Source organism: Lysobacter sp. GCM10012299, assembly GCF_042649405.1.
GTDB lineage: Bacteria > Pseudomonadota > Gammaproteobacteria > Xanthomonadales > Xanthomonadaceae > Lysobacter_J.
The window spans coordinates 444,249-470,104 of the sequence record NZ_JBHRZC010000002.1 but is presented as its reverse complement, the minus strand read 5'-3'; the positions used below and the strand labels follow the sequence as shown (position 1 = coordinate 470,104).

Here is a 25,856-nt window from a genome sequence, read left to right as displayed (position 1 = left end):
CTGCGCTTAGAACACGTAGCCGACGCCGACGCGGAACACCGGCTCGTCGCCCTGCGCCGCGGACACGCCGGCGTTGAGGTTGACGCGACCGTTCTCGCTCCAGCGCGACACGCCCACGCCCAGCGCGGTTTCGCCGCGGTAGCTGGCGACACCGGCGTTGACCGCGGTGCGACCCGGCAGGTACGGCGTGACGTTGATCAGCGCCGAGGCCGCCGCGATGCCACGGTTGCCCTGGGTGTTGGCCTCGTCGATCTCGTGCGTCAGGTTGCTCCAGACGTCGTCGATCGCCTTGTCCGTGTAGCGGTTGGCATCGGCCAGGCGCTGGTTGAGCTGCGTCACGTTGACCGCGTCGTGGTCGGCGGTGCCGGCGGCGACATTGGTGATCGCACGGGTCTGGCCCGCACTGCCCACCGACACCGTGTTGGCACGATCGGCCACCGAGCCACTGCCCAGGGCAACCGAGTTCGTCGCCGGCTCCTCGACGCGGGCCTTGCTGCCGACGGCGACACCGTCGGCGGCCATAGCCTTGGCGCCATCACCCACGGCCGTGGCGCCCTTGGCACCGGCCGTCGCGTTGTAGCCCAGCGCGGCGCCGTTCTCGGCGGCGACCGCGGCCGGCTCGCCGCGAGGCGCCGGCTGCGCGGCACCCTGCGCCTTGACGAAGTCCGGCGTGCCACCGATGCCACCGTTCTGCTCGATCTTCGTCACGCGACCGTCGATGTTGGTGATGTGGCCCTGCAGCTGGTCCTTCAGCGCGGCGATCTGGCCGCCGTTGATGGCCTGGCGGCTGCCGGACTCGATGCGACCGTCGGCGACGTTGTTGAGCACGGTGCCGTTGGCGCCGCCGAAGGTCACTGCGCCCTTCTGCGAACCGGCGTCGTACACCACTGCGTCCAGCGCCTTGCCGTTGCCGTCGACCAGGCCGGTGCCCTTGAGCTGGCCCAGGTTGACGGCTTCGTCGTCGGCCGTGGCATCGGCCACGTTCTTCACCTTGACCTTCTTCGTCGGGTTCTTGCCGCCGAGCGTGATGCTGTCCTTGTCGGCACTGTCGTAGGTCACCACGTTGGCCACCTTGCCGTCGCCGTCGATCAGACCCGTTTCCTTCAGCTGCGACACGTTGACCGCATCGTTGTCGGCGGTGCCCTTGGCCACGCCGCTCAGCTTGCGATCACCCGCGGTGCCGGTGAAGTTGACCTCGCTGCCGTCGGTGTCCTTGCCGACCGTCAGGTTCGCACCCTTGCCCGCCTGCTGCACCAGGCCAATGCCACCGCTGTTGATGGTGTTGGTGATGTTGGTCACGCGGCCGTCGACGTTGGTGATGGCGTCACCGACGTTGTTGACGGTGGTGGAGCTGCCGTCGGCCTTGTGCACGGTGTAGGTCGGGTTGGTGATGGTGCCGTCCGGGTTGACCTTGGAACCGCCACCCAACGCACCGGCCACCGATTGCGCCGTACCGAACAGCTGGCCGCCGTTGATGGCGTCCTTGCTGTCGGCGCCGACGGTGCCGGCGGCGACGTTGACGATCTTCGTGCCGGCGACATTGGCCTCACCGTTCGGACCGTTGAACAGCACCGCCTTCTGCGCCTCACCCGTCACCGGATCGATCAGGCCCGTGCCCTTGAGCTGCGACACGTTCACCGCATCGGTATCGGCCGTGCCCTTGGCAACGCCAGTGAGCTTGCGGTCGCCGCCGGTGCCGGTGAAGTTGACCTCGGCGCCGTCGGTGTCCTTGCCGACCGTCAGCTTCTCGCCCTTGCCTGCCTGCTGCACCAGGCCCAGGGTGCCGTTGCTGATGTTGTTGGTGATGTTGGTGACGCGGCCGTCGACGTGGGTGATGGCGTCACCGGCGTTGTTGACCGTGGTGGTGCTGCCATCCGGGTTGGTGACGACGTAGGTCGGACCGGTCACGGTGCCCGTGGTCGGGTCGATCTTGGCGCCGCCTCCCATGCCATCGATGATCGGCTTGAGCTGCGAGACGTTGACGGCATTGTTGCCCGCCGTGCCGTTGGCCACGCCGCTCAGCTTGCGGTCGCCGGCCGTGCCGGTGAAATCCACCTCGCGGCCATCGGTCGCCTTGCCCACCGTCAGCTTCTCGCCCTTGGCCGCCTGCTGGACCAGGCCAACCGTGCCGCTGCTGATGTTGTTGGTGATGTTGGTGATGGCATCGCCGACGTTGTTGACGGTGGTGGTGCTGCCGTCGGGCTTGGTGATGACGTAGGTCGGGCCGGTGATGCTGCCGTCCGGATTGACCTTGGAGCCTCCACCCAGCGATTCGCTGACCGACTTGCTCACGCCGAACAGCTGGCTGCCGTTGATGGCATCCGTGCTGGCAGCGTTCACCGTGCCGGCGCCGACGTTGACGATCCTCGTGCCGGCAACATTGGCTTCGCCATTCGGGCCGTTGAACAGCACTGCCTTCTGCGCCTTGCCCGTGGTCGGATCAATCAGGCCGGTGTCCTTGAGCTGCGACACGTTCACCGCATCGGTGTCGGCCGTGCCCTTGGCCACGCCGGTCAGCTTGCGATCACCGGCGGTGCCGGTGAAGTTGACCTCGCTGCCGTCGGTGGCCTTGCCCACCGTCAGGCGCTGGCCCTTGGCCGCCTGCTGCACCAGGCCCACGGTGCCGTTGTTGATGTGGTTGGTGACGCTGGTGATCGCGTCGCCGGCATTGTTGACCGTGGTCGTGCTGCCATCCGGGTTGGTGATCACGTAGGTCGGACCAGTCACGGCACCCGTGGTCGGGTCGATCTTGGCACCGCCGCCCAGGCCATCGATGACCGGCTTGAGCTGCGCGATGTTGACGGCATCGGTGTTGCCCGTGCCTGCGGCAACATTGACGATCTTCGTGCCGGCAACATTGGCCTCGCCGTTCGGTCCATTGAACAGCACCGCCTTCTGCGCCTTGCCCGTCACCGGATCGATCAGGCCCGAATCCGTGGCGATCTTGTCCAGGCCATCGATGGCCGAGCCGACGTTGTCCACCTTCTTGCCGCCGACGGTGAACTCCGGCGCCTTGACCGTTCCGTCCGGATTGACCACCGAGCCGCCGCCGATCGCCTTCGCCACCGACTGCGCGGTGCCGAACAGCTGGCTGCCGTTGATGGCATCCGTGCTGGCGGCGCCGACCGTACCGGCAGCGACATTCACGATCTTGGTGCCGGCGACATTGGCCTCGCTGTTCGGACCATTGAACAGCACCGCCTTCTGCGCCTCGCCCGTTTCCGGATCGATCAGGCCCGTGTCCTTGAGCTGCTTGACGTTGACGGCATCGTTGTCGGCCACGCCTTCCTTGACGTTGCTCACCGTGACCGGCGCGCCACCGTTGTTCAGCGTCACCTTGTCCTTGGCGGTGCTGTCGTAGGCCACGCCGAGCGGATTGCCGGTGACGGCCTTGGCGTCGATGGCGGAGATGGCTTCACCGATCGTGCCGAAGTCCTTGCCACCGACGTTGATGGTCGGCTTCTTGATGGTGCCGTCCGGGTTGACGCCAGCGCCTGCACCGATCGCGTCGGTCACGCCCTTGAGCTGCGACACGTTGACGCCATCGGTGTTGGCCGTACCGGCCGCCACGTTGACGATCTTCGTGCCGGCGACATTGGCTTCGCCGTTCGGGCCATTGAACAGCACCGCCTTCTGCGCCTCGCCCGTTTCCGGATCGATCAGGCCGGTGTCCTTGAGCTGCTTGACGTTGACGGCATCGTTGTCGGCCACGCCTTCCTTGACGTTGCTGATGGTGACCGGCGCGCCGCCGTTGTTCAGCGTCACCTTGTCCTTGGCCGCGCTGTCGTAGGCCACGCCGAGCGGGTTGCCGGTGGTGGCCTTGCCGTCGATCGCGCTGATGGCGTCGGTGATGTTGTCGTACTTGTTGCCGCCGACACTGATGCTCGGTCCGGTCACCTTGCCGTCCGGACCCACCGCAGCGCCGCCACCGATGGCATCGGTCACGCCCTTGAGCTGCGACACATTCACGCCATCGGTATCGAGCTGGCCGGCCGCCATGTTGACCAGGCGACGCGTGTTGGCCTGGTTCTTGATGGTGTACGGACGACCCTCGGCGTCGAACGCGGTGTACTCACCCGTGCCGTCGTTGCCGATCGATATGGTGTTGGCCTCCGTCGCCACCGAACCTGCACCCAGTGCGACCGCATCGCTTGCCGCGGCTGCGGTGTGGGCCTGCAGGCCCACGGCCGTCGAGCGGTCCGCGCTTGCGAAGGCATTGGAACCCACTGCAATCGAGCCGGCACCGGCCGCACGCGAGACGTCCGACGGCGGCGCGGAACCGGTGTGGTCGCCCTTGCCGGCCACCTGCGAGTAGTAGGCCGCCGTCTTGTACGCCGTGGTCAGGCCCGTGCCGTCCACGCCGGAACCGTCGCCCGCCGCCAGCGTTGCGACGTCGTCGCTGACCACGACCGCCTCGGCGAGCAGCGAACGCGGACTGCGCCTGCTGCTGGCCTGGTTGTCGGTGGCTTCACTGACGATGTCCTTGACCAGGCCGAGGTTGGTGGCATCGGTGTCCTGCACCGCATTGGCGACGTTGCTGATCAGCGTGCCCTTGGGCAAGCGGCCCTTGGTGCGGTCGCCATCGACGAAGTAGGCACTGTCGCCCGTGCCCTTTTCGAGCACCACCGTCGGCGAGCCCGAGGCGATCGAACCCGGGGTATAGGTCACTGCGGCGTTGGTCACGTTGCCGGTCTTGTCGAGCACGAAGCCCGCCGACCTCAGCTGCGACGCGTTCACCGCGTCCCTGTCGGCCAGGCCGTTGGCGACGTTGGTCAGCTGGCGTGCGCCGGCGGTGCCGTTGAAGTCGACCTGGGTGCCGTCGGTGTCCTTGCCGACCGTCAGCTTCTGGCCGGGAGCGGCCTGTTGCACCAGGCCGACCTTGCCGTTCATCACGTTGGTGATGTTGGTGGTGTTGCCTTCAACGATGTCGCCGAGGCCATCGATGGCCGCGCCGACGTTGTCGACCTTCTTGCCGTCGACGGTAAACTCCGGCGCCTTGACCGTGCCGTCCGGATTCACCACCGCGCCGCCGCCGATCGCCTTGGCCACCGATTGCGCGGTGCCGAACAGCTGGCTGCCGTTGACGCCATCCGTGCTGGCGGCGCTGACCGTGCCGGCGGCGACGCCAGTGAGCTTGCGATCACCGGCGGTACCGGTGAAGTTGACCTCGGTGCCGTCGGTGGCCTTGCCCACGGTCAGGCGCTGGCCCTTGGCCGCCTGCTGCACCAGGCCAACGGTGCCATTGTTGATGTGGTTGGTGACGTTGGTGATCGCGTCGCCGGCATTGTTGACCGTGGTCGTGCTGCCATCCGGGTTGGTGATGACATAGGTCGGACCGGTCACGGCACCCGTGGTCGGGTCGATCTTGGCACCACCGCCCAGGCCATCGATGACCGGCTTGAGCTGCGCGATGTTGACGGCATCGGTGTTGCCCGTGCCTGCGGCGACGTTGATGATCTTCGTGCCAGCGACATTGGCTTCGCCGTTCGGTCCATTGAACAGCACCGCCTTCTGCGCCTCGCCCGTCTCCGGATCGATCAGGCCCGAATCCGTGGCGATCTTGTCCAGGCCGTCGATGGCCGCACCGACATTATCGACCTGCTTGCCGCCGACAGTGAACTCCGGCGCCTTCACCGTGCCGTCCGGATTGATCCCGGCGCCCGCGCCGATCACGTTGGTCACGCCCTTGAGCTGCGACACGTTGACGCCATCGGTATCGGCCGTGCCCTTGGCCAGGTTGATGAGCTGGCGCTCGTTGCCAGCCGAACCCAGCGACAGGCTGTTGGCGCGGTCGCCGATCGAGTTTGTGCCCAGGGCGATGCTGTTCGCGGCCGAGGCATTGGCGTTGGTGCCGATGGCGATGCCGCGGTTGGCACCCGCGCTGGCGCCGCCACCGACGGCGATCGCGTCGGTACCACCGGCCTGCGAGTCGGCCAGCTTCGAGTTGGTGTGGAAGTACTTGATGCCCGAACCGTTGGTGATGTTGTTCACCGTGTTCTGCACGGCGCCGACCGTCTGGTTGGTCGCGAACAGCTGGCTGCCGTTGACGGCATCCTTGCTGTTGGCGTTGAGCGCGCCCTCGCCGACGTTGATGATCTTCGTGCCGGCGACATTGGCTTCGCCGTTCGGCCCGTTGAACAGCACCGCCTTCTGCGCCTTGCCGGTGGTCGGATCGACCAGGCCCGATTCCTTGACGATGTTGTCCAGGCCATCGATGGCCTCTCCGACGGTGCCGACCTTCTTGTCACCGACGTTGAACTCCGGCGCCTTGACCGTGCCATCCGGGTTGATCCCGGCGCCCGCGCCGATGACATCGGTCACGCCCTTGAGCTGCGAGACGTTGACGCCGTCGGTGTCGGCCGTGCCCTTGGCCAGGTTGATGAACTTCTGGCCGGCGGCATTGGCCTCGCCGTTCGGACCATTGAACAGCACCGCCTTCTGCACCTTGCCCGTGCTCGGGTCGATCAGGCCGCTGTCCTTGATCTGCTTGACGTTGACCGCGTCGGTGTCGGCGGTGCCGGCGGCGACGTTGATGATCTTCTGGCCGGCGACGTTGGCTTCGCCGTTCGGGCCGTTGAAGGTCACCGCCTTCTGCGCCTTGCCGGTGGCCGGATCGACCAGGCCCGATTCCTTGACGATGTTGTCGAGGCCGTCGATGGCCTCGCCGACGTTGTTGACGGTCTTGCCGCCGACGTTGAACTCCGGCGCCTCGATGCTGCCGTCCGGATTGACCGCGGTGCCGCCGCCGATGGCCGTGGCCACGCCCTTGAGCTGCGAGACATTGACACCGTCGGTGTCGGCCGTGCCCTTGGCCAGGTGGGTGATCTGACGCTCGCTGCCGGCGGTGCCGACAGACACGCTGCGATCGCGATCGGCCACCGACCCGGCGCCGAGCGCGACCGAGTTGGCCGAGGCCTTGCTCTGGCGACCGATCGCGGTGCCAGACGTAGCCGCCTCGCTGTCGGCACCAATGGCGACGGCGAAATCGTTGTTGGCGCGCGACAGCGAGCCGATCGAGATCGCCTGCAACGCCTTGCTGCCGGCGCTGTCACCCAGCGCCAGCGACTGCTGGCCAGCCTTGGCGAGCACGCCGATGGCGGTGGCGTACTTGCCCTGCGCCTTCGATTCGGAGCCCACGGCGACCGAGTAATCGGCATCCGCTACTGCGCGCTCGCCGAATGCCGCCGACTGCACGCCGCTGGCCGTCGCCTGGAAGCCCACCGCGGTTGCGTCACGAGCCGATGCCTGCGCCCGGGTGCCAAACGCACTGGCATTCAAGTCCGAGGCCTTCGACCTGGAACCGACCGCCGTCGAATCCTGCCCCGATGCGTTCGCAAAGACGCCCACTGCGGTTGAACCAACACCGCTTGCTTCAGACCATGTTCCGAGTGCCTGGGCTGCAAAGCCAGTCGCCTTGGCCGTGTCACCGATTGCCGTCGAATCGGTCGCACTGGCGATGGCGTTGGTGCCGAACGCGCTCGCATCCACGGCAAGCGCCTTGGCACCGAAGCCGAGAGCCGCGGCACGAAGAGCGGCGGCTTCAGCCGCGGCGCCAATCGCGACGCCGTTCTCCGCGTTTGTCACTTTCGAGAGGGTGCCGATGGCGATGGCGTCCTTCGAAGCGGCATCAACGGCCACGTGCGATTCAAAGTTGCCTTGAATGGCAATGCTGCCGACGCCCTTGGCTTCGACCTGGTTGCCCAGCGTGGTCGCGTTCACGCCCGATGCGACGGAGAGAAAGCCCAAAGCCGTTGCATTGTCAGCCGTGGCGCGCGACATGGAGCCAATGGCAGTTCCTACTGGACCGCTGGCGACGGCGTCCAACCCCATCGAAACGCCGGCGACTCCGCTTGCCAGTGCACCGCTACCTACTGCGGTGGCATCACGCGCCAGCGCCTTGGCTCCCCAGCCGAATGCCGAGGCGCGCAGGGCGGCGGCTTCCGCCGCGCCGAACGCTGCTGCGTTGTCCCCCGTGGCGTTGGCGCCGTTGCCAACGGCCACGCCATTGGCCTTGGTCGCCGACGTGCCGCTGCCGATGGCGACTGACTCAAGTCCACTCGCCTGCGCGCTGGGACCGATTGCAATGGCATGGGCGGCGCTGGCAAATGCACCCGTGCCGAATGCGTTGGCGTCGACACCATCAGCCCTGGCGCCCGCGCCAACTGCGTTCGCATTCTCTTTCGAGGCCTTGGCGCCCGATCCGATCGCAGTCGTGTTTCCGGAAGAGGCCACCGCGCCATTGCCCAATGCTGTCGTACTGCCTACCACGGTCTGGGCAAAGGCTCCGGCACTGATCGCGACGCCGGCGGCTGCGAATGCTGCTGCGCCTGCAGCAGTTACCGTGCGTGATTGCTTTTTGCGTCCCTTGGCCATTTCCGAAGCCACCACCCATGTGTTGGTGGTGGAGTTCCATACGACGTTGTAGATGGTGTTCATTGAGTCGACTCTCTCTTCGCGTAGTTGGGAAATCGTTCGCGCAGCTCGCAAGCCCGACGCAGGAGCGGCGCTACGACGCGAATATTCGTGACGCGGTCGACACATAACCATCAGAACAACCTCAGCAAACGGGCGTAAGCACGTTTGCATTCAGCTGCGTATTGAGAAAGTTCCTGCATGCGCGCTTGAGGATCTGCTGATACGCGCGTGACTTCGTCGCATCTCGCGGAACACGACATGCGATTGCATCGTCGCAGGCGAGAAATTTTCGTGCTCGACGCAACAGGAACAACACGCGCATGAGATTCGTCTGATTGAACCGGCGCGCTGCCGTGCATACCGTTGCGCTCACCATCGGCTGCCGCTCATTCGCCGACCGCGCAACACGACGTTCGTACAGGCAGCCACTCCTTGAAACAGGACTTCCCTTCGATGCCCGTCGGTGTCTCGCGCGCCCGCATTGCCGTTCTCATCGTGCTGACCTGCGCAGTGGCCGTCGGTTGCAGTTACCTCGCCAACTCCATGCGCGAACCGGCGCGCGCTAGCGGCTCGCTGCACGAGAGCGCCAGCGTCCGCTTGCTGGTACGCGGCACACCGCCCAAGAAGGCAAGCGATCGCATGCACAAGTCTTCGGCCGTGTCCGCGCCGCGGGACGCCGTCGCGCGGTTGCACGGCCTGCCAGCCCCGACTTCGGCAGAGTCCGCGGGCGGCCTCGTTGCTGCGGCGGTGGCGGCGCCTGCAATCGCGACAGCCGCACCAACCACGCACGCTGCGTCCGTTGCAGCGGCTGCGGCCAATCCCGCCGCGGCCACCGACCCGACCCGGCAGCCACCGGAACCCGCAGCGCGCTCGTCCTGGTGGCCACTTCTGGCTGCCGCAGCGGTTGGACTGCTGGTGTTGTTCGCATGGCGCCGTCGCAGCGGGCGACGAAGCAGGCGTCGGGCGATTGCCACCAGTCGCGCGATCACATGGAGCGGCGTCAGCGCCCCTGCGGTGCCGGCTGAAGAAGATGGCGTCGACTTCGGCAATGCCGCCTGGCCGCTGCCGAGCGTGGCGGTGGCGATGGACATGGACTGGGTCGAGGTTCCCTTGCCCGCATCCGTTCCGGCCACCGCACTGTCGATGCACCACGACACCGTGCGTGCCGTTGATTCCCGCAAGCGCGCGATCGATGGCGAGGCTGCCCGCCCCATCGCACTTCAGGCTGCGTCACCAGCAGTCGCGCAGATGACCTATAGCCTGAGCGTCGCACCCGAGACGCTGCGCGCAGCACCGGAACCCGTTGCAGCGACCATCCCGACGGACCTCCCGGCATGTCTCGCCGAGGCCAAACATTGGTTGACCGCCAACCAGCCCGACCGCGCCCTCGAAGCGCTGGCGCCGGTCCTGGCCAGTGGCGATGCCAACGGCGAAACCTGGACGGTGGCCGGCTGGTCGTGGTGGCGCATCGGCCGCGATCAACCGGGCCGGCAGCTGGAAGCCGCAGCCGAAGCGGCATCGGCCTTCCGCAACGCCCTTCGCGTGGAACCCGATCGCGCCAACCTGCTGTCGCGGATGATCGCCCGTTGCCATCAGATGCGCGCACGCCATGAAGTCGGTGGCGCGCGCGTGGAGAGCCTCGATGCGGCCATCGCCGTCTACGACCAGCACCTGCAGGGGCGCGACAGCGACGACGCCATCGTCCTCGAATGGGGCGCGGTGCTGTTCGAACGGGCCATCGCCGCACCGCATGGCGAGCGCGGGCCGTGGCTCGATCGCAGCGAGCGCATCGTCGAGCAGCGTTGGGGCCGCACCGTCGAGGGTGCCGACGAACCGGTGCAATGGCTGTGGATCAACCTGCTGCTGGCGCGGGCCAGCCTGGTCGAGCTGCGTCCGGCGGAGCTGTTGCATGCGCGCGCGGCGTCGCTGCTGCGCGCCGGTATCGCCCGCTTCGACGGCAGTCACCGCGATGCCTGGCTGACGCGCCTGATCGATGCCGAGCGGGCGCTGGCGCAGCGCCTCACGGGCGCCGCCCGGATCACCCGCCTGCGCGCGGTGCAGGCCGGCGTCGAAACCCTGCTGGCGTCGTCGCACAGCATCGCGCCGCTACGCGCGTGGATCGGACTGCTCGGCGACTGGGCCGCGAGCCTGCATGGCGGTGCAGCGCAGGAGAAGCTCAAGGAAGCCGAGCCGCTGTTCGCGCGCATCGAGGCGCTCTCGCCCGGCGATGGCGCAGAAGCGCGCTTCGCACGCGCCTACTACCTGCGCCTGCGCTCGACACACGAGTTTGGCGCCAGCCGCTGGCAGACCCTCGAACAGGCGCAATCGCTGCTGGCCAGCATCGCGCCCGGCCAGATGCCCGACGCCCTGCTCGACCTGGAGTCGGCCGAGGTCCATCTCGCGCAGGCCGGTGTCGGGCACGGTGGTGTCGGGCAGGGTGATCCCGGGCAGAACAACTTCGAGCATTGCCGTCACGCCGCCGCGCTGGCCGAGTCCGCCGCACAGGCGCCCGAGAACGAGGCGCGCGCCCTGCTGTGCGCCGTGACCGCGATGGTGGCGATGGCCCGTTCGCAGCGTCCCGATCAGTTCGCCGTGGCCAGGATGAAGGCCCTCTCGACGCGCCTGCTCGATCTCGCCCCCACCGACGCCGCGGCGCTTCGCGTCGTCGCATCGATGCAGCTGGCGCTCGGTGACCCGCAAGCCGCCAGCGAACTGTGTGCGGCCGCCTGGCGCGCCGGTGCCGCCCGCGCCGAACTGCTGCCGATCTGGCGCGAGGCCGATTCGCGCTGGGCGCAGGCGCTTGGCCCCGGTGGTCGCGACCCGCACTGGCAACGCCTGCACCAGGGCATGCGCATGGCCAACAGCACGTTGTAACCCTCACCCCGCCCTGAACAACAACCCAAGGAAGACCTGATGGACACGCCCACTGTCTCGATCGACGGCGCCCAGCGCCTGTGGAAGACCCGCTATGGAATCGCCGCATCGGTGGCGCTCGACAACCTCGCCGCCCGCTCGCTGCAGCATTACGGCGAATGGGTCGAGCAGGAGCTGGACCTGCTCAGCGGCCTGGTCCAGGACGGCCAGAGCGTGCTGGAGTTCGGCGGCGACTACGGTGCGCATGCACTGTGGTTGTCGCGCGTGGTCGGCGGCAACGGCCAGGTGCACGTCGCCGAGCCGCGCCGGCTGCAGTTCCAGCAACTGTGCGCCAACGTCGCCCTCAACGGCCTGGTCAACGTGCACACCCATTCGGTGTGGCTCGGCCGCGAGACCGGTACCGGACGACAGCTCGACGGCGGCGAACGCGCGCGCTGCGCCAGCATCGACAGCCTCGGCCTGGACGCACTGCACCTGATCAAGGTCAACCTGCCCGGCACGCTGGTGTCGCTGCTGCAGGGCGCGGACGAAACCGTGCGCCGCTTCCGCCCGACCATCTACGTGCGCCTGGGCGGCATCGACCAGACCGCGGCCGAGGTGAAGGCACTCAAGGACGCCGGCTACCGCTGCTGGTCGCACCTGCCGTACCTCTACAGCGCCGATAACCACGCCGGCAACAGCGACAACCTGTTCCCGGGCATGGTCCACCAGAACCTGATCGCCGCGCCGATCGAGGCGCGGTTGGAGTTCGACCGCCTGCGCGAGATCTGATGCAGGCCCGGGTGGCGGCGCCGACGGCGCCGTTCACCCGGGCAACGCGAGCGGCGTCGGTTCGAGGCTTTCGATCACCGTTTCGAGGTTGCGGATCCTCGCCAGCAGCTCCGAACGGCGCATCGCGTGATGGAGCTCGGAAATCCGCGTCGGCGCCGCATCGCCCTCGGCCAGCAGCAACAGGGCGCCGTCGATGCGGTGCAGGATGTCGCGCTGCTGGGCCTCGTTGCCGGATTCGAAGGCGAGGTCGAGCTCGACCATGTCCCGCCGCGTCGAGTCCAGCAAGCCCACCAGCACTTCACGCAACGGCCCTTCGCCACCGAACAGCGCCGTCAGGCGCGCGAGCTTGCGTCCGGTCCGGGGCGATATCGGCAACGGCTCGGCGACCGGCGCCGGCACCGGCAAGGTGTGCTCGAGCCAGGTGGCGAGCATCCGCTCCAGCTCGAGCAGCTGCACCGGCTTGGCCAGGAAGTCGTCCATGCCGGCGTCGCGGCAGCGCCGAACTTCCTCCGGCAAGGCACTGGCTGACAACGCGATCACCGGCAGGTGGCGCTCGCCGCCGGCTTCCTGCTCGCGGATGCGCCGGGTCAGTGCGTAGCCGTCGAGCACGGGCATGTGGCAATCGCTGATCAGCAGGTCGTAGCGCTGCCACGCCATCGCCTGCAGTGCTTGCTCGCCGTTCTCCACCAGCGTGTGTTCGTAGCCCAGGCGCTCGAGCTGGCGCGCGATCACGGCGCGATTGGTGATGTGGTCCTCGGCGACGAGGATGCGCGCCCCGCGCGGCCCATGGCTGCCGGGCAAGGCCTTCGCGTAGGTCGGCGCCGCCAGGCCCAGCGCGGCGTAGCAGGCGTCGGCCGCGGCACGGACCAGCAGTGGGCTGCCACCGAGCGACACCTCGCCGTCGGCGACGTGGTAGCCGCGCGCATCGGCGGAGTCCACCAGGCACAGGTACCGCGCGCCCTGCGGCAATCGCCCCTCGCGCACCAGCTGGGTATCGACGACGAAGAGATCGGCATCGCCCGCGCTGGCTTCGCCCAGCTCCTCCGGCCCGACCTCCATGAGGTTGAAGCCGAGCGTGGACAGCGTGTTGGCCAGTTCGCGCTCGAACATGGGGTCGCGCGTGCACAGCAGCACGGTCTTGCCGGCGATGGCTTCATGCGCCTCGACTTCGCTGGTGATCGGCAGCGCCAGGTCGAGCGTGGCGGTCGTGCCCAGTCCGCGCGCGCTGCTGACCTGGACGTCGCCGCCCATCAGCTGCGCCAGTCGCTGGCAGATCGACAGGCCCAGGCCGGTGCCACCGAAGCGCCGGGTGATCGAACTCTCGGCCTGCACGAACGGCTGGAACAAGCGCGACAGCTGTTCCGGCGCAATGCCGATGCCGGTGTCTTCCACGCTGATCCGGATGCGCTGTACGCCGTGCTGTTCGCCCACCAGCTCGATGCGCAGCTCGACGTGGCCCGCCTCGGTGAACTTGAGCGCGTTGCTGACCAGGTTGGTGACCACCTGGCGCACGCGCACGGCGTCGCCTTCGTGGCCGCCGGCCAGGCGCCAGTCGATGGTCGAGTACAGGCGCACGCCCTTCTCGCTCGCGCGCGCCGAGAACAGCCCCATGACGTTGTCGGCGACCGCGCGCAGGTCGAACGGTTGCAGCTCCAGCTCCAGCCGCCCGGATTCGATGCGCGAGAAATCGAGCACGTCGTCGAGGATCTGCAGCAGCGAGCCGGCCGAGTCCTGCACCATCGCCAGCATGCGGTCCTGCTCGCGGTCCAGTGGCGTCTGCGCCATCAGTTCGACCAGGCCGAGCACGCCGGCCATGGGCGTGCGGATCTCGTGGCTCATCATCGCCAGGAAGTTGCTGCGCGCCGAAACGGCCGCCTCCGCTATAGCCATGGCTTCCACCAGGGCCTCGGCCTGGCGCTTCTCGTCGGTAATGTCGGCGAAGTAGATGCACCACACGACGCTGCCGTCACTCTCGTGCCGCGGCGTGCCGCTGGAGGCGCGCGTCCAGCGCACGTCGCCCTTGACGCGCACGCGGAACTCGACCTCGTGGCGGGCATCCGCGGCGACGATCTCGCCGATGGCGGCGAGCAGGTGGTCGGGATCTTCCGCATCGACCACGCGCAGGCGACGGCCGGACTTGAGGATCTCCGAGCGCGAGCGCCCGAACAGCGCCTGCGTCTGCCCGGCGACGTAGTCGTACACGAGCTTGCCGCCCGGTTGCACGCTGACGCGCACGATCACGCCCGGCAGGCGGTCGTTGGTGTCGATCAGGCGCTGCTCGGAAGCACGGGCGCGTGCCTCGGCCTCGCGGATGTCGCTGACATCGACGAAGGTGCCGACCAGTCCGCCGACCTGGCCCTGCGCGGCGTTGAAGCGGTGCAGCCAGACGATCGCGTCGCGCGGCTTGCCGCCGGGTTGCAGCGGCGCCAGCTTCAGTTCGCGGCGCAGGCTGCGGCCGCTGGCGATCACGCCGACTTCGAGGCGATGGGCCTCCTCGCCATCGATCATCGGCAGGTGCCGGGTCTGCACGATGGTGCGGTCGAGCAGCTGCGCGCGGGACACGGCGAACATCGCTTCGTAGGCCTGGTTCACGGCCAGGTAGCGCCCCTCGGCGTCCTTGACGAACACCGGGTGCGGGATGGTCTCGAGCAAGCCTTGCTGGAAGCGCAGCTGCGCGGCCAGCCTCGCCTCGGCGAGGGCCTGCGCGCGCCATGCCCGGCGCAGGCGCCGGTACGCCACCGCACCAATCAACAGCACCAGCGCGGTGGTGACCAGCCCGGCCACCACCCACGGCAGCGGCACGCCGTAACGGTACTCGGTGGTCAGCCAGCGGCTGCGGATCGCCTGGCGCTCGGGCTCGCCGACGTCGGACAGCACGCGGTCGACCAGCGGCAGCAGCGCCGCATGCTCGGGCACGATGCCGATGGCGAACTCCTGGTCGACGCCCGCCGGCCCGGCGATGCGCAGCTTGGCTGCGTAACGGTCGCGGATCATCGCGTCGATCGCCGGCAGCGTGCCGACGTAGGCATCGGCCTGGCCGGCGGCCACGAGGTCCAGCCCTGCTTCGTTGCTGCCGACCGGGACCAGTCGCGTGCGCGGCAACTGCCCGCGCAGGCGCAGGATCACGCCCGCTTCCTGGCGCACGGCCACCTTGCGACCGGCGAGGTCCTCGGGCCCGGCGACGGCGCTGCCGCGCAGGCGCGTGACGATGACCCCCGGGAAGTGTTCGTACGGACGGCTGACCAGCATGTCGCGGACGTCGAAGTCTTCGGGCATCGTCGCTGCGACGAGGTCGACCTCGCGCGCGCGCACCATCTTCTGCAGGCTCGCCCAGTCCTGCGCCGGCACCATCTCCAGGCGCAGGCCGAGCTCGCGGCTGAGCAGGTCGATATAGTCGGCGGCGACGCCGTCGAAGCGTCCGTCGCTGTCAGCGAAGGAGTACGGCGCGCGATCGACCTCGAAGCCGACACGCAGCGGTCGCAGCTCGCCCAGCCATTCGCGTTCTTCGTGGTTCAGTCCGGACGCGGTGGCCGTGCGCGCCTTGTCCTGGTCGATGCCCCAGCGCTGGCGCAGGCGTTCGACATCGGCCGGGTCGAGTGCGTCTTCCGCCTTGCGCAGGACCCGCAGCAGCATCTGCCGGTCCTTCGGCACGGCCAGGCTGATCGGTGCACGCGGAATGTCGACCTCGTCCAGCATCACCAGCTCGTTGCCATTGCGCTGGTGCAGCAGCGTGCGCGTGCGCAGCGCCGTGGCGCCGACGTAGGCATCGGCCTGGCCGGCGGCGACCAGGTCCAGCGCGGTGCGGCCGTCGTCGCTGTAGAGCAGCTTCGCGGCCGGGTACCGCCGCTTCAGGCGGTCGGCGAGGCCATGGAACTGGCGCTCGATCGCGATGCGCGCCGTGGCGAGGTGCTCGTCGCCGGCCATGCGCGTGTCGCCGCGTCGGGCCACCAGCATGAACTTGCCGGCTTCGTACGGACGCAGGAACACCAGCCGGTTCGCGCGGTTGAGGTGCGGCGTCTGCGCCAGCAGCAGGTCGTACGGCAGGGGCACGCGGGTGTCGCCGTGGGCGACCTGCACCCAGTCGACGAAGGGACGGAATTCCAGGCGCAAGCCGGCGCGCTCGGCCAGCAGGCGCGCGTAGTCGACGCCGAATCCTTCCGGCCGCCCCGCGGCCCAGGTTTCCGCGGGCAGGTGATCGCCGGCGAACACGCCAACGCGCACGTCCCGATGCGCGTTGCGCCACGCGACCTCCTCGCCGTTGAGCTGCAACGGCGGCTCCGACGCCAATGCGGAGAGCGACGACGCGAGCACGCAGAGCGTGAGTGCGAGATGGACCAGTCGTCGCAGGGCACCACGTTTTCCATCTCCCGAGCCGGAGGATGAGGAAGCAGTTACTGCAGGCTTCGGCATGGGAGTACTGAGAAAAAGTAGCGATGCGGCGCGCAGCTTAGTCGGGGCGTTTTACGCTCACCATCAGAATGGTCTGAGCACATTGCTGTCACATGCAGACGCGTTCGCGGTTCGTGAATGCAATGCGCCTGCAGTCACTCCGCACGCACGGGTCGATCACATGCGACTGCAATCGCGACGCTCACGCAGCCCAGCAACGCCACCGCCCAGAACGGCGCAGCGGGCGTGAGGCCGAACAAACCCGCGGCGACCACTGCGGCCAGGGAGAATCCACAGGTGTGCGTCATCGCCAATGCCGCGGCTGCGCGCGATTGCCTGTTTCCTCCCGCCGCGAACGACGCAAGCGTGCTGTAGGTCGGCACCAGCAGCGCCGACGCGACTGCGAGCAGCCCGAACCCGCTCCAGATGCCCAGCATCGCCGGCAGCAACGGCGCCAGCGCGAAGGCCACGCCGGTGGCGACCAGTGCCGTTGCACCGACCATCAACACGGCGCGACCGGGCCGGCAACGCGGCACGACCCACAGCTGCAGCACGATCATCAGCGCGGCGCAGGCGCTGAGCATCCAGCCCAGTTCGAGCGCGACCCGTGTTGGCGTCAGTGCGAACACGGCCTGCAACCACGGGCCGACTGCGTACTGCACCTGGCCCAGTGATGCCTGCATCAGCAGGGCCATCAGCAACCACGGCACCAGCGCGCGCCATGGCATCGATCCCGGAGCGGCATCGCTGGGACTGTCGTGCGCCATGGGCTTGCGCACGCGCGCAAGCAACAGCAACGCCGGCCATGGCGCCAGCGCTACCAGCCAGACCGGCCCGAGCCATCCCAATGCGAGGCTGCCCGCCGCCATCACCGGCCCGATCAGTCGGCCCAGCGCGAGGCCGGCGGAGAAGCGCGACATCATGCGCAGGCGCTGCGAAGGCGACGAGACGTCGGCCAGCCACGCCTGGCACGTGGGCACCAGGCCCGACACCGTCAGTCCGTACAGAACCCGGCCTGCAAGCAACAGCGCGAAGTGTCCGCTCCAGGCTGCGTCATGACGCAGCAGTTGCCACAACAACAAGCCATGGCTGAGCGCGAAGCCGCACAGCGCGATGACGACCACGCGGCGGCGCCCCCAGGCATCGGAACAGCGGCTCCAGAACGGCGCGCCAATCAGGAACAAGCCAGACCCCAATGCAAATGCAGTGGTGACCCGTGGCAGCGACAGGCCGGTCATCTGCATGAGCATCGGCAGGAAGGTCAGCAGCGTAGTCTGCCCCAGCCCCATGACCACGGCGGCGCCTGCCAGCGCACGCATGGTCGAGGTGTCGACGCCGGCGACAGTCCTTGTCGTGTGCGCGTCGTTTTGCGCGTTCGATGCCTGCATGGGATCCATCCCTTGCGGCATGCGCCGCGGAGCGAATCGTAGGCGCGTCTGCTTTCATTGGCAAATGCGAATCGTTATCGTTAACTGGTTTTGCGGAGTTTTTTTTTTCAACAAGGACGGTGCAATGGATATGCCCTCGATCTGTCGCGAGCCTGCCTCGCTGTCAGCGTTCATGAATTCCCTGGCGCGTGAGTGGTCGCACGCGCAATGGCTCGAGCCGGGAACGCTCACACTCAAGTCACACGAAGCGCTGGCGCTGCCTGCTGGCGCATTGCGACTGCCGATGACGCAACCGGCCGGCGCGCTGGTGGTGCCGGTGCGACATCGCTCCGCCGCGGGAAGGCACCGCTTCACGGGCGCGGTCTGGTTCGCACCGCGGGATGGAGAAGCGTTCGAGATCGATTTCGCGCAGGCAGCATCGATGCTCGCCGCGGAGCCGACGCTGCGGCCCGGCGCAACACTCGACCAGCGCCGCGTGTTCCTGCGCCGCGTGCTCGACAGTGCCGGCACCGTGTTGCGTGCCCAAGCGCAGCGTCGCGACGATCTGCTGCGACTGGCCTGGCCCGACGCCGATTACCTCGACGCCGAGCAGGCCCTCGTCCATGGCCATGCCGTCCACCCCACGCCAAAGAGCCGCGACGAGTTCAGCGACGAAGACCTGGCCCGCTACTCGCCCGAGCTGGCCGGTCGCACGCCGCTGTGCTGGTTCGCCCTGCGCGATCGCGCGCTCTGGCGGACCGATGTCGGTGTCGAATGCGCTGATGGACAGATCGCGATGCTCGTCGCCGCCGACCCTGCCGTGGCCACGGCGCTGGCCGGCTTCCGGCGCGAGGACGGCTGGTTCTGTCTCCCGGTGCACCCCTGGCAGGCGCGCGCGCTGCGCTCCACGCCGGCGTACGCGCACTGGCTGCGGCAGGGTGACCTGGTCGACCTCGGCGAACTCGGGCTGCCGTGGTTCCCGACGTCGTCGCTGCGCACGATGTATGCACCGCATGCGCCGTCGATGCTCAAGTTCTCCCTGTCGGTGCGCCTGACCAACTCGCGGCGGGTGTTGCAGCCCGCCGAGGTCGCGCGCGGGCGGCAGATCCACGACGCCTTCGCCAGTGCGCAGGGCCAGGCCCTGCAACTGGAATGCCCTACGCTGCGCATCCTGCACGAGACCGCCGCGCTGGCGCTGGCCGATGTCGACGGCCAGCCCGTGCCGGAGAGCTTCGTGATCCTTCGCGACAATCCGTTCGTGCCCGGCAACCATGCCTACGTGCTGGCGACGTTCTGCCAGGACGGCATCGATGGCATGCCGTCGATGGCGAGCCGGCTCATCACCGAGCTGGCTCGGCGCAGGGGCCGCGACCGTGGCGCGGTCGCCATCGACTGGTTCGAGCGCTTCGTGCAGACCGTGGTGCGGCCATTCCTGCTGGCCCATGGCAACCACGGGTTCCTGTTCAGTGCGCATGCGCAGAACACCGTCGTCGCCATCGAGGCCGGCTGGCCTGCGGGCGTGTGGTTCCGCGACTGCCAGGGCACCACCTTCCACGCCGAGACGATCGCCGCACTGTCCGCGTCGGTGCCTGGCATCGATGCCGCGTCCGGGCTGTCGTTCGACGAAGCGATGACCGAACGACTGCTCGGCTACTACCTCATCGTCAACAACGTCTTCAGCCTGGTCGCCACGCTCGGCGCCGACGGCGTGATCGACGAGGCGATCCTGCTGTCGCGCCTGCGTGATGCGCTGCTCGAGCTTCGCGCCGGTCCGTTGCGCCATCCGCACTTCATCGACTACCTGCTGTCCTCGCCGGTGCTGTGGAGCAAAGGCAACTTCATGATCTGCTTCGGCGACGTCGATGAGACGACGCGCCCGGAGGCATCGTTCGGCTCGTACGTGGCCATGGCCAATCCGCTCCTGGCGGTGGCGGCATGAGCGTCGAACCTGCCCATGGGATGCCACTGCGTCCACCGCAGCCGCGTGGCACCGTGTACCGCCGCTTCCTGCCGGCATTGGCGAGCACCTTCTCGCTGCGCGTGGCCGACATCGACCGCGACCTTGCGCGCTTCCACGACTGGATGAACCAGGCGCGCGTGCACCGGTTCTGGGAACTGGCGGGTGACCTCGCGTCCCACCGCGAGTACCTGCGGCGCCAGCTCGACCACGCCAGCTCGCTGCCGTTGATCGGCGAGTTCGACTGCGAGCCGTTCGCCTACTTCGAGGTTTACTGGGCGAAGGAGGATCGAATCGCGCCCCACTGCGACGCCGGCGACTTCGACCGTGGCTGCCATGTGCTGGTGGGCGAGTCGCGCTTCCGCGGTCCGGCCCGCCTCGATGGCTGGCTGGACGGTCTCATGCATTACATGTTCCTCGACGAGCCGCGCACGCAGCGCATCGTCGGCGAGCCACGCGTCGACAACGAACGGTTCATCCGCGTGCTGCAGCAGCATGGCTTCGACCGGCGCAAGGACTTCGACTTCCCGCACAAGCGCGCGGCGCTGATGGTGCTGGAGCGCGAAACGTTCACGGCGCGCTCCGCGTCGTGGACCGAAGCCGCGGGAGGGACGGCATGAACGCATCCAAAGCCGCCGCTGGCGACGATCACGCGCTCTGGCGCGAGGCCAACCGGCGGATGATCGAGAAGACGCTGTCGGAGTTCAGTTACGAAGGCCTCATCGAGCCAGTCGTGGACGGCGAGGTGTTCACCGTTTCCGGCAAGCGCCACCGTTACCGCTGGCGCGGCCGCCGCAATCGCTGGGGCCAGCCCTGCGTGGTCGCCGGCAGCGTCGTACGCGACGACAGCGACGGGCTTGTAAACAGTGAGCCGGCAAGCGACGCGCTTTCGACGATCCACGACCTGCTGGCGCCGCATGGCATTTCGCCGGTGACGGTGGCGCATTACCTGCGCGAATGCCTGAACACCCTGGGCGCCGATGTCGCCCTGCTGCAGGCGCGGCGCGGACTGGGCGCCAGCGCCTGGCTGCGCTTGCCCGCCGAGCGCCTGCAGACGCTGCTCGACGGCCACCCCAAGGCGATCCCGTGCAAAGGTCGCGTGGGTTGGAGCGTCGATGACAATCGCCGCTATGGCACCGAGTCGGCGCCGTCGTTCCGCCTGCACTGGCTCGGCGTGCACCGCAGCGTCGCCATGCCCGTGCTGTCGAACGGATGGGACACTCGACGCCTGCTCGACAGCAGCTGCGACGTGAAGGAGCGCCGCAGGCTAGACCGTGCGCTGCAGTCCGCGTCGTGGCAGCCGGGCGAGTACTGGCTGCTGCCGGTGCATCCATGGCAATGGCAGGCGATGATCGCGACGCAGTTCGCCGCGCTGCTGGCCGACGGACGCCTGATCAGCCTGGGCGAAGGCGGTGACCACTACACACCGCAGACGTCGCTGCGGACCCTGACGAACGTCGACCGGCCGTGGCTGCCGGACCTCAAGCTGCCGGTGAGCATCCTCAACACGTCGGCCTACCGCGGCCTGCCGGCGCGGCATGTCGCGATCACGCCGGCGCTGTCGGAGGGATTGCAGCGGCTGCTGCAGGGCGACCCGCTGCTGCGCCAGGCCAACACCCAGGCACTGGCGGAACCGGCCTCGGCATTCGTGCCGCATCCGCTGTACCACGGCATGGATGGCGTGCCTTACCAGTTCGACGAGATGCTCGGCGCGGTGTGGCGTGAAAGCACGCACGAGCGTTGCCAGGACGGCGAACAGGTGCTGATGGCCGCGGTGCTGCACCAGCTCGACGATGCCGGCGTGCCGTTGGTTGCGGTGATGATCGAGGCATCCGGTCTTGGCGCCGGCGAATGGCTGCAGCGCCTGTTCGACTGCACGGCGGTGCCGCTGTACCACCTCCAGGCCTGCCATGGCCTCGGCTTCATCGCCCATGGCCAGAACCTGATGCTGCGGCTGGTCGACCAGGTGCCCACGGGCATCCTGCTGAAGGATCTGCAGGGCGACCTGTTCCGCGTCGACGCCGACTGGGAGCGACCGCAAGGCATCGACGCGCAGGCGTGGCAGGCCTTGCCGGCCATGCCGCCGCAGCACCTGCTGCACAACCTGTGGACCGGCCTGTTCGGCAGCGTGTTCCGCTTCATGGCCAGCGTCCTGCACGTCGCCGGCGTGTTCGACGAAGAGGCGTTCCATCGCCTGCTCGCGCAGCGCCTGCGCCGCTACCAGTTCGCTCACCTCGACCTGCGCGAACGATTCGCGCAGCTGGACCTGTTCACGCCGGAGATGCCGCGGTTGTCACTGAACCGCGCGCGCCTGGCCGCCGGTTACGGCGACAGCGAACAGCGGCCGGTCCATGCGCTGGGGCCTGCGTTGTCCAACCCGCTGCTCTTCGACCACCCCACCATCGATCAGGAAGATCAATGAACGTCTCCGCCATGGATAGCCCTTGTCTTGACGTCGCCGGCATTGGTGCCGGCCCCTTCAACCTCAGCGTGGCCGCATTGCTGGCACCGTTGGTCGAGGTACGCAGCGCGTTCTTCGAACGACGCCCGCGCTTCGCCTGGCACCCCGGCATGATGCTGCCGGGCGCGAAGCTGCAGACGTCGTTCCTGAAGGATCTGGTGACGGCGGCCGACCCGACCAGCGCCTACAGCTTCCTCGCCTACCTGGTCGCGCACGGTCGCTTCTACCGTTTCCTCAACGCGGAGTTCGGCGCGATCGAGCGTCGCGAGTTTGCCGATTACCTGCAGTGGGTGGCCGGGCGCCTGCCCAACCTGTTGCTGGGGCACGAGGTGCGCGAGGTGCAGTTCGACGGCGATGGCTTCGTCCTGCACGGCGACGGACAACGCCATCGTGCGCGCAACCTGGTGGTCGCCACCGGCGCCACGCCTTACGTGCCGGAGTGGGCGCCGGCACGGCTGATGTGCCTGCACACGCACCAGTACCTGGAGCGGATCGGCAACGTCGATGGCCTGCGCATCGCCGTGGTCGGCGGCGGCCAGAGCGGCGCGGAAGTGGTGCTCGACCTGCTCTCGGGCACGCGCGGGCAAGCGGCGGCGATCACCTGGCTGTCGCGCCGGCAGACGTTCGAGGCGCTCGACGAAACCGCCTTCATCAATGAGTTCTTCACGCCCCACTACGTCGATGCGTTCCACCGCCTGCATCCGGGCCGCAAGGCGGCGATCGTGGCGCGGCAGAAGCTGGCCAGCGACGGCATCTCCCGCGACACGCTGACCCAGCTGTACCAGACGCTGTACATGGACAGCATGGTGCGCGGCGAAGGATCGCTGTTGCGCTTGCTCCCCCACCGCGATGTGCATGCGATGGAGGCAGACAGTGCCGGCGCATGGCGACTCACCGCCCACAACGGGTTTGATGGCGGGCATGACGTGGTCGATGCCGACCTGGTGATCCTCGCCACGGGTTACCTCACCCGCCTCCCCGACTGCCTGGCCCCGCTGCACGATCGCCTCGATCTCGACGCGGACGGCCGTTACCGCTTGCAGCGCGACTTTTCGGTCCAGTGGGATGGGCCCGCCGCGAATGGAATCTACGTGCAGAACGCCGGCCGCCACAGCCATGGCATCGCCGAACCGCAACTGAGCCTGGCGGCCTGGCGCGGCGCCGTGATCGCCAATGCGATCCTGGGCCACGCGCGTTATGCCACCGGTGATGCCGCGCTGCCGATCGAATGGGCGTCGGGCAGTGGCGAGGCGGCGATCGACAAAGCGGCCTGAGTGGGGCCGGGAGCGCCAGGGCTGCAGGTGCGGCCCTGGCGCGGGTCGCGCTGCGTGGCTCAGTAGCGTGCGCTGTAGCTCACGCCAAACGTGCGGCCGCGTCCGTTGAACGCGAATGCCTCCGGCGCCAGCAGCGCGCCATAGAACAGCTGGGCACGCTGCCCCCAGTGCGTCGCGTAGTCCGCATTGGCGAGGTTCTGGATGCCGACATTCAACGTGCCTGCCGGCAGCTTCCAATGGCCGAGCAGATCGGCAGTGGCGTAGCCATCCAGTTCGCGGCCTTCGCCATCGCGCAGGTCGAACGCCCGCAGCCACTGCAGCCGCACACCGCCGCGCTCGCCTTCCCATGCGCTGAACAGGCCCAGCTTCGACGGGCTGGCGTCAGTCACGGCCGCACGCTGCCAACGGCCTGCCAGCTGCCGCTCCGTGCGGATGGCAAGCGCATTGGCGCCCAGCTGCCAGTCGCGTCCGACCTGCCAGCTGGCCTGCGCTTCGACACCGCGGTTGCGCACCTTGCGATCCACTTCGTCGATGGCCAGGGTCAGCGGCACCACGACGATGTCGCGGTCCGACCAGGCGTGGAAGGCGGCAGCCTGCAGGTCGATCGCATCGCCGTGCAGGCGCCAGCCCAGTTCCACCTGGCGGGTCTTGATGCCGGACAGCGGCGAATCATCGACGCTCACGCCCCGCAGCAGCCGCCAGTGGCTGCCCTGCAACTGGTAGCTGCCCTGCCCGTAGTACTTGCCCGGGTCCGGCAGGTCGAAGCCTTCGCTGTAGTTGCTCCACACCTGGCTGCGCCTGCTTGTTGCCCAGATCGCGCCGGCATTGAACAGGTCGACGTCGTAGTCGTTGCTGCCACCCGGGATCGCGTCGGCCGTTCGCCCGACGCCGGTCGACAGCCAGCGCTGTTGTGCCGCGGCGATGAAATCGTCGACCTCCACCGCCGTGTGCTGGCGACGCCAGCCGGCGCTGAGACTCAACGACGCGGTCGCCTTCCATTGCGCCTGCGCGAATCCGGCCAGGCCATCGATCGTGTAACGCGGGTATCGTCCGATGCGGTCGATTTCGCGTATCGATAGCCCGCCGCTGGCGAAGGCGACGCGCGGGTCGAACATGACCTGGGTCGCGTCGAAGCGCTCGTGGTCATGGTCGATGCCGTAGGTCAGCTGCAGTGACGGCCAGCGCTTCTCCAGCACAAGCTTCATCCCCGAATAGCCTGTCTCCTGCCTGGACGCGGAGTAGTACGGCACGCTGCGCCCGGCGAGGCGATCGACACCGGGGAACGGATTGAACGCCAGCGTTTCGGAGCGGGTGAATCCCTGCCACCAGACGTCCTGGCCACCGAACACATCGGGCGCATGGAAGTCGGCGTTGGCCTGCCATCGGCTGCTGCGCGGCGTCATGTCGGAGTCGAATCCGCCGCGGACCTCGATCAACTCCGGCCGCGTCGGGCGGCCCAGCACGCCGGTGAGGTTCGGCCCGAGGTACAACGCCTTGTCGCCTTCGTAGCCGGAGCGATAGACCTGCGCGCCCAGGCGCAGCACGCGACCGCCATCGAAGCGGAAGTCGACATTGCCCATCAGGTCCAGCGACCGGTTGTACTGCAGATCGGTCTGGGTGATGTCGGGCAACACCTGGTCGCCATTGGCATCGTAGGCGCCGCCGTTGTCCTGGTAGGCCAGCGCCAGCCGTGCCGCCACCGCGTCGGTTCCACCCTCCACGGACTGCGCGACGCGCCAGTCGAGGTCATCGCCTGCGTGCAGGCCACTGCGCCCGCCAAGCTCGCTTTCCAGCGCGAGTCCACCGGCGTCGCCCCGGCGCGTGACGATGTTGACCACGCCGCCGGTTGCGCCGCCACCGTGGACGGCGCTGGCGCCTGACAGCACTTCGATGCGCTCGATGTTGAACGGGTCGATGCTATCGAACTGGCGACTGACCGAACGCGCACTGTTGAGCGACACGCCGTCGATCATCACCAGCACGCTGCGCCCGCGCAGGTTCTGGCCGAAGTTGGTGCGGCCCTGCGCGCCGATGTCGAGGCCGGGGATGAGCTGCGCGACCGCCTCTTTCAGCGGCACGCCGGCGCGCGTCTGCCGTTCGAGCTGTTCGCGTTCGATGACCCACACGGTCGCGGGGATGGCACTGATCGCCTGCGGTGCGCGGGACGCGATGACCACGACCTTGTCGAGCGTTGCGGGCTCGTTGTCGTCAGAAGCGAGCGCGACGGAAGGGAGGCAGATCGCTGGCAACATCACAGCGACAGTCACAGCAATGGCACGTTTTTGCATTCCCGATCCTTGGAGTGCATGAGAGAACCGCCGATCTTAATGCGATCTAATCGCATTTGC

The 25,856-nt window shown here is 68.2% G+C and carries 10 protein-coding genes; 6 read left to right on the top strand and 4 right to left on the bottom strand.

Annotation, left to right across the window (positions count from 1 at the left end):
* Positions 1-6: 6 nt before the first annotated feature.
* Complete coding sequence (locus tag ACFOPO_RS06415; RefSeq protein ID WP_386702069.1) at positions 7-8,436, bottom strand: YadA-like family protein; 8,430 nt, start codon at positions 8,434-8,436, stop codon at positions 7-9.
* A gap of 432 nt (positions 8,437-8,868) precedes the next feature.
* Here ACFOPO_RS06415 and ACFOPO_RS06410 point away from each other — a divergent pair, with 432 nt between their 5' ends.
* Together ACFOPO_RS06410 and ACFOPO_RS06405 are read left to right on the top strand one after the other, a co-directional pair.
* The gene (locus ACFOPO_RS06410; protein WP_386702067.1) at positions 8,869-11,289 is read left to right on the top strand and encodes a hypothetical protein; all 2,421 of its coding nucleotides are present in this window, start codon (positions 8,869-8,871) and stop codon (positions 11,287-11,289) included.
* A gap of 39 nt (positions 11,290-11,328) precedes the next feature.
* The gene (locus ACFOPO_RS06405; RefSeq protein WP_386702065.1) at positions 11,329-12,060 is read left to right on the top strand and encodes a hypothetical protein; all 732 of its coding nucleotides are present in this window, start codon (positions 11,329-11,331) and stop codon (positions 12,058-12,060) included.
* Between the two features lie 33 nt (positions 12,061-12,093).
* Here the strand turns inward: ACFOPO_RS06405 and ACFOPO_RS06400 are convergent, their stop codons facing one another.
* Both ACFOPO_RS06400 and ACFOPO_RS06395 read right to left on the bottom strand, forming a co-directional pair.
* On the bottom strand, positions 12,094-16,371 hold the full coding sequence (locus ACFOPO_RS06400) for an ATP-binding protein (RefSeq protein WP_386702063.1): 4,278 nt from the start codon (positions 16,369-16,371) through the stop codon (positions 12,094-12,096).
* Positions 16,372-16,604: 233 nt separating this feature from the next.
* Entirely contained in the window at positions 16,605-17,837 is a 1,233-nt protein-coding gene (locus ACFOPO_RS06395) for an MFS transporter (protein WP_386702061.1), read from the bottom strand.
* A 124-nt stretch (positions 17,838-17,961) separates the two neighbouring features.
* Between ACFOPO_RS06395 and ACFOPO_RS06390 the strand changes: the two genes are divergently transcribed.
* Genes ACFOPO_RS06390 through ACFOPO_RS06375 form a run of 4 tightly spaced genes read left to right on the top strand, consistent with a single transcriptional unit; the run spans position 17,962 to position 23,508 of the window.
* Entirely contained in the window at positions 17,962-19,755 is a 1,794-nt protein-coding gene (locus ACFOPO_RS06390; RefSeq protein WP_386702059.1) for an IucA/IucC family protein, read from the top strand.
* The gene (locus tag ACFOPO_RS06385; RefSeq protein ID WP_386702057.1) at positions 19,752-20,393 is read left to right on the top strand and encodes a GNAT family N-acetyltransferase; all 642 of its coding nucleotides are present in this window, start codon (positions 19,752-19,754) and stop codon (positions 20,391-20,393) included. The genes ACFOPO_RS06390 and ACFOPO_RS06385 overlap by 4 nt, the downstream gene beginning before the upstream one ends.
* Positions 20,390-22,195, top strand: a complete 1,806-nt coding sequence (locus ACFOPO_RS06380) for an IucA/IucC family protein (protein ID WP_386702055.1) — start codon at positions 20,390-20,392, stop codon at positions 22,193-22,195. The genes ACFOPO_RS06385 and ACFOPO_RS06380 overlap by 4 nt, the downstream gene beginning before the upstream one ends.
* The gene (locus tag ACFOPO_RS06375; RefSeq protein WP_386702053.1) at positions 22,192-23,508 is read left to right on the top strand and encodes a lysine N(6)-hydroxylase/L-ornithine N(5)-oxygenase family protein; all 1,317 of its coding nucleotides are present in this window, start codon (positions 22,192-22,194) and stop codon (positions 23,506-23,508) included. The genes ACFOPO_RS06380 and ACFOPO_RS06375 overlap by 4 nt, the downstream gene beginning before the upstream one ends.
* 59 nt (positions 23,509-23,567) lie before the next feature.
* Here the strand turns inward: ACFOPO_RS06375 and ACFOPO_RS06370 are convergent, their stop codons facing one another.
* The gene (locus ACFOPO_RS06370; protein WP_386702051.1) at positions 23,568-25,796 is read right to left on the bottom strand and encodes a TonB-dependent receptor; all 2,229 of its coding nucleotides are present in this window, start codon (positions 25,794-25,796) and stop codon (positions 23,568-23,570) included.
* Between the last annotated feature and the right edge of the window lie 60 nt (positions 25,797-25,856).

What these genes read in the sequence shown, in the direction of transcription:
- ACFOPO_RS06405 (WP_386702065.1), top strand. Translation starts at nt 11,329, where the DNA reads ATGGACACGCCCACTGTCTCGATCGACGGCGCCCAGCGCCTGTGGAAG.
- ACFOPO_RS06415 (WP_386702069.1), bottom strand. Translation starts at nt 8,436, where the DNA reads ATGAACACCATCTACAACGTCGTATGGAACTCCACCACCAACACATGG.
- ACFOPO_RS06395 (WP_386702061.1), bottom strand. Translation starts at nt 17,837, where the DNA reads ATGCAGGCATCGAACGCGCAAAACGACGCGCACACGACAAGGACTGTC.
- ACFOPO_RS06410 (WP_386702067.1), top strand. Translation starts at nt 8,869, where the DNA reads ATGCCCGTCGGTGTCTCGCGCGCCCGCATTGCCGTTCTCATCGTGCTG.
- ACFOPO_RS06380 (WP_386702055.1), top strand. Translation starts at nt 20,390, where the DNA reads ATGAACGCATCCAAAGCCGCCGCTGGCGACGATCACGCGCTCTGGCGC.
- ACFOPO_RS06385 (WP_386702057.1), top strand. Translation starts at nt 19,752, where the DNA reads ATGAGCGTCGAACCTGCCCATGGGATGCCACTGCGTCCACCGCAGCCG.
- ACFOPO_RS06370 (WP_386702051.1), bottom strand. Translation starts at nt 25,796, where the DNA reads ATGCAAAAACGTGCCATTGCTGTGACTGTCGCTGTGATGTTGCCAGCG.
- ACFOPO_RS06375 (WP_386702053.1), top strand. Translation starts at nt 22,192, where the DNA reads ATGAACGTCTCCGCCATGGATAGCCCTTGTCTTGACGTCGCCGGCATT.
- ACFOPO_RS06390 (WP_386702059.1), top strand. Translation starts at nt 17,962, where the DNA reads ATGGATATGCCCTCGATCTGTCGCGAGCCTGCCTCGCTGTCAGCGTTC.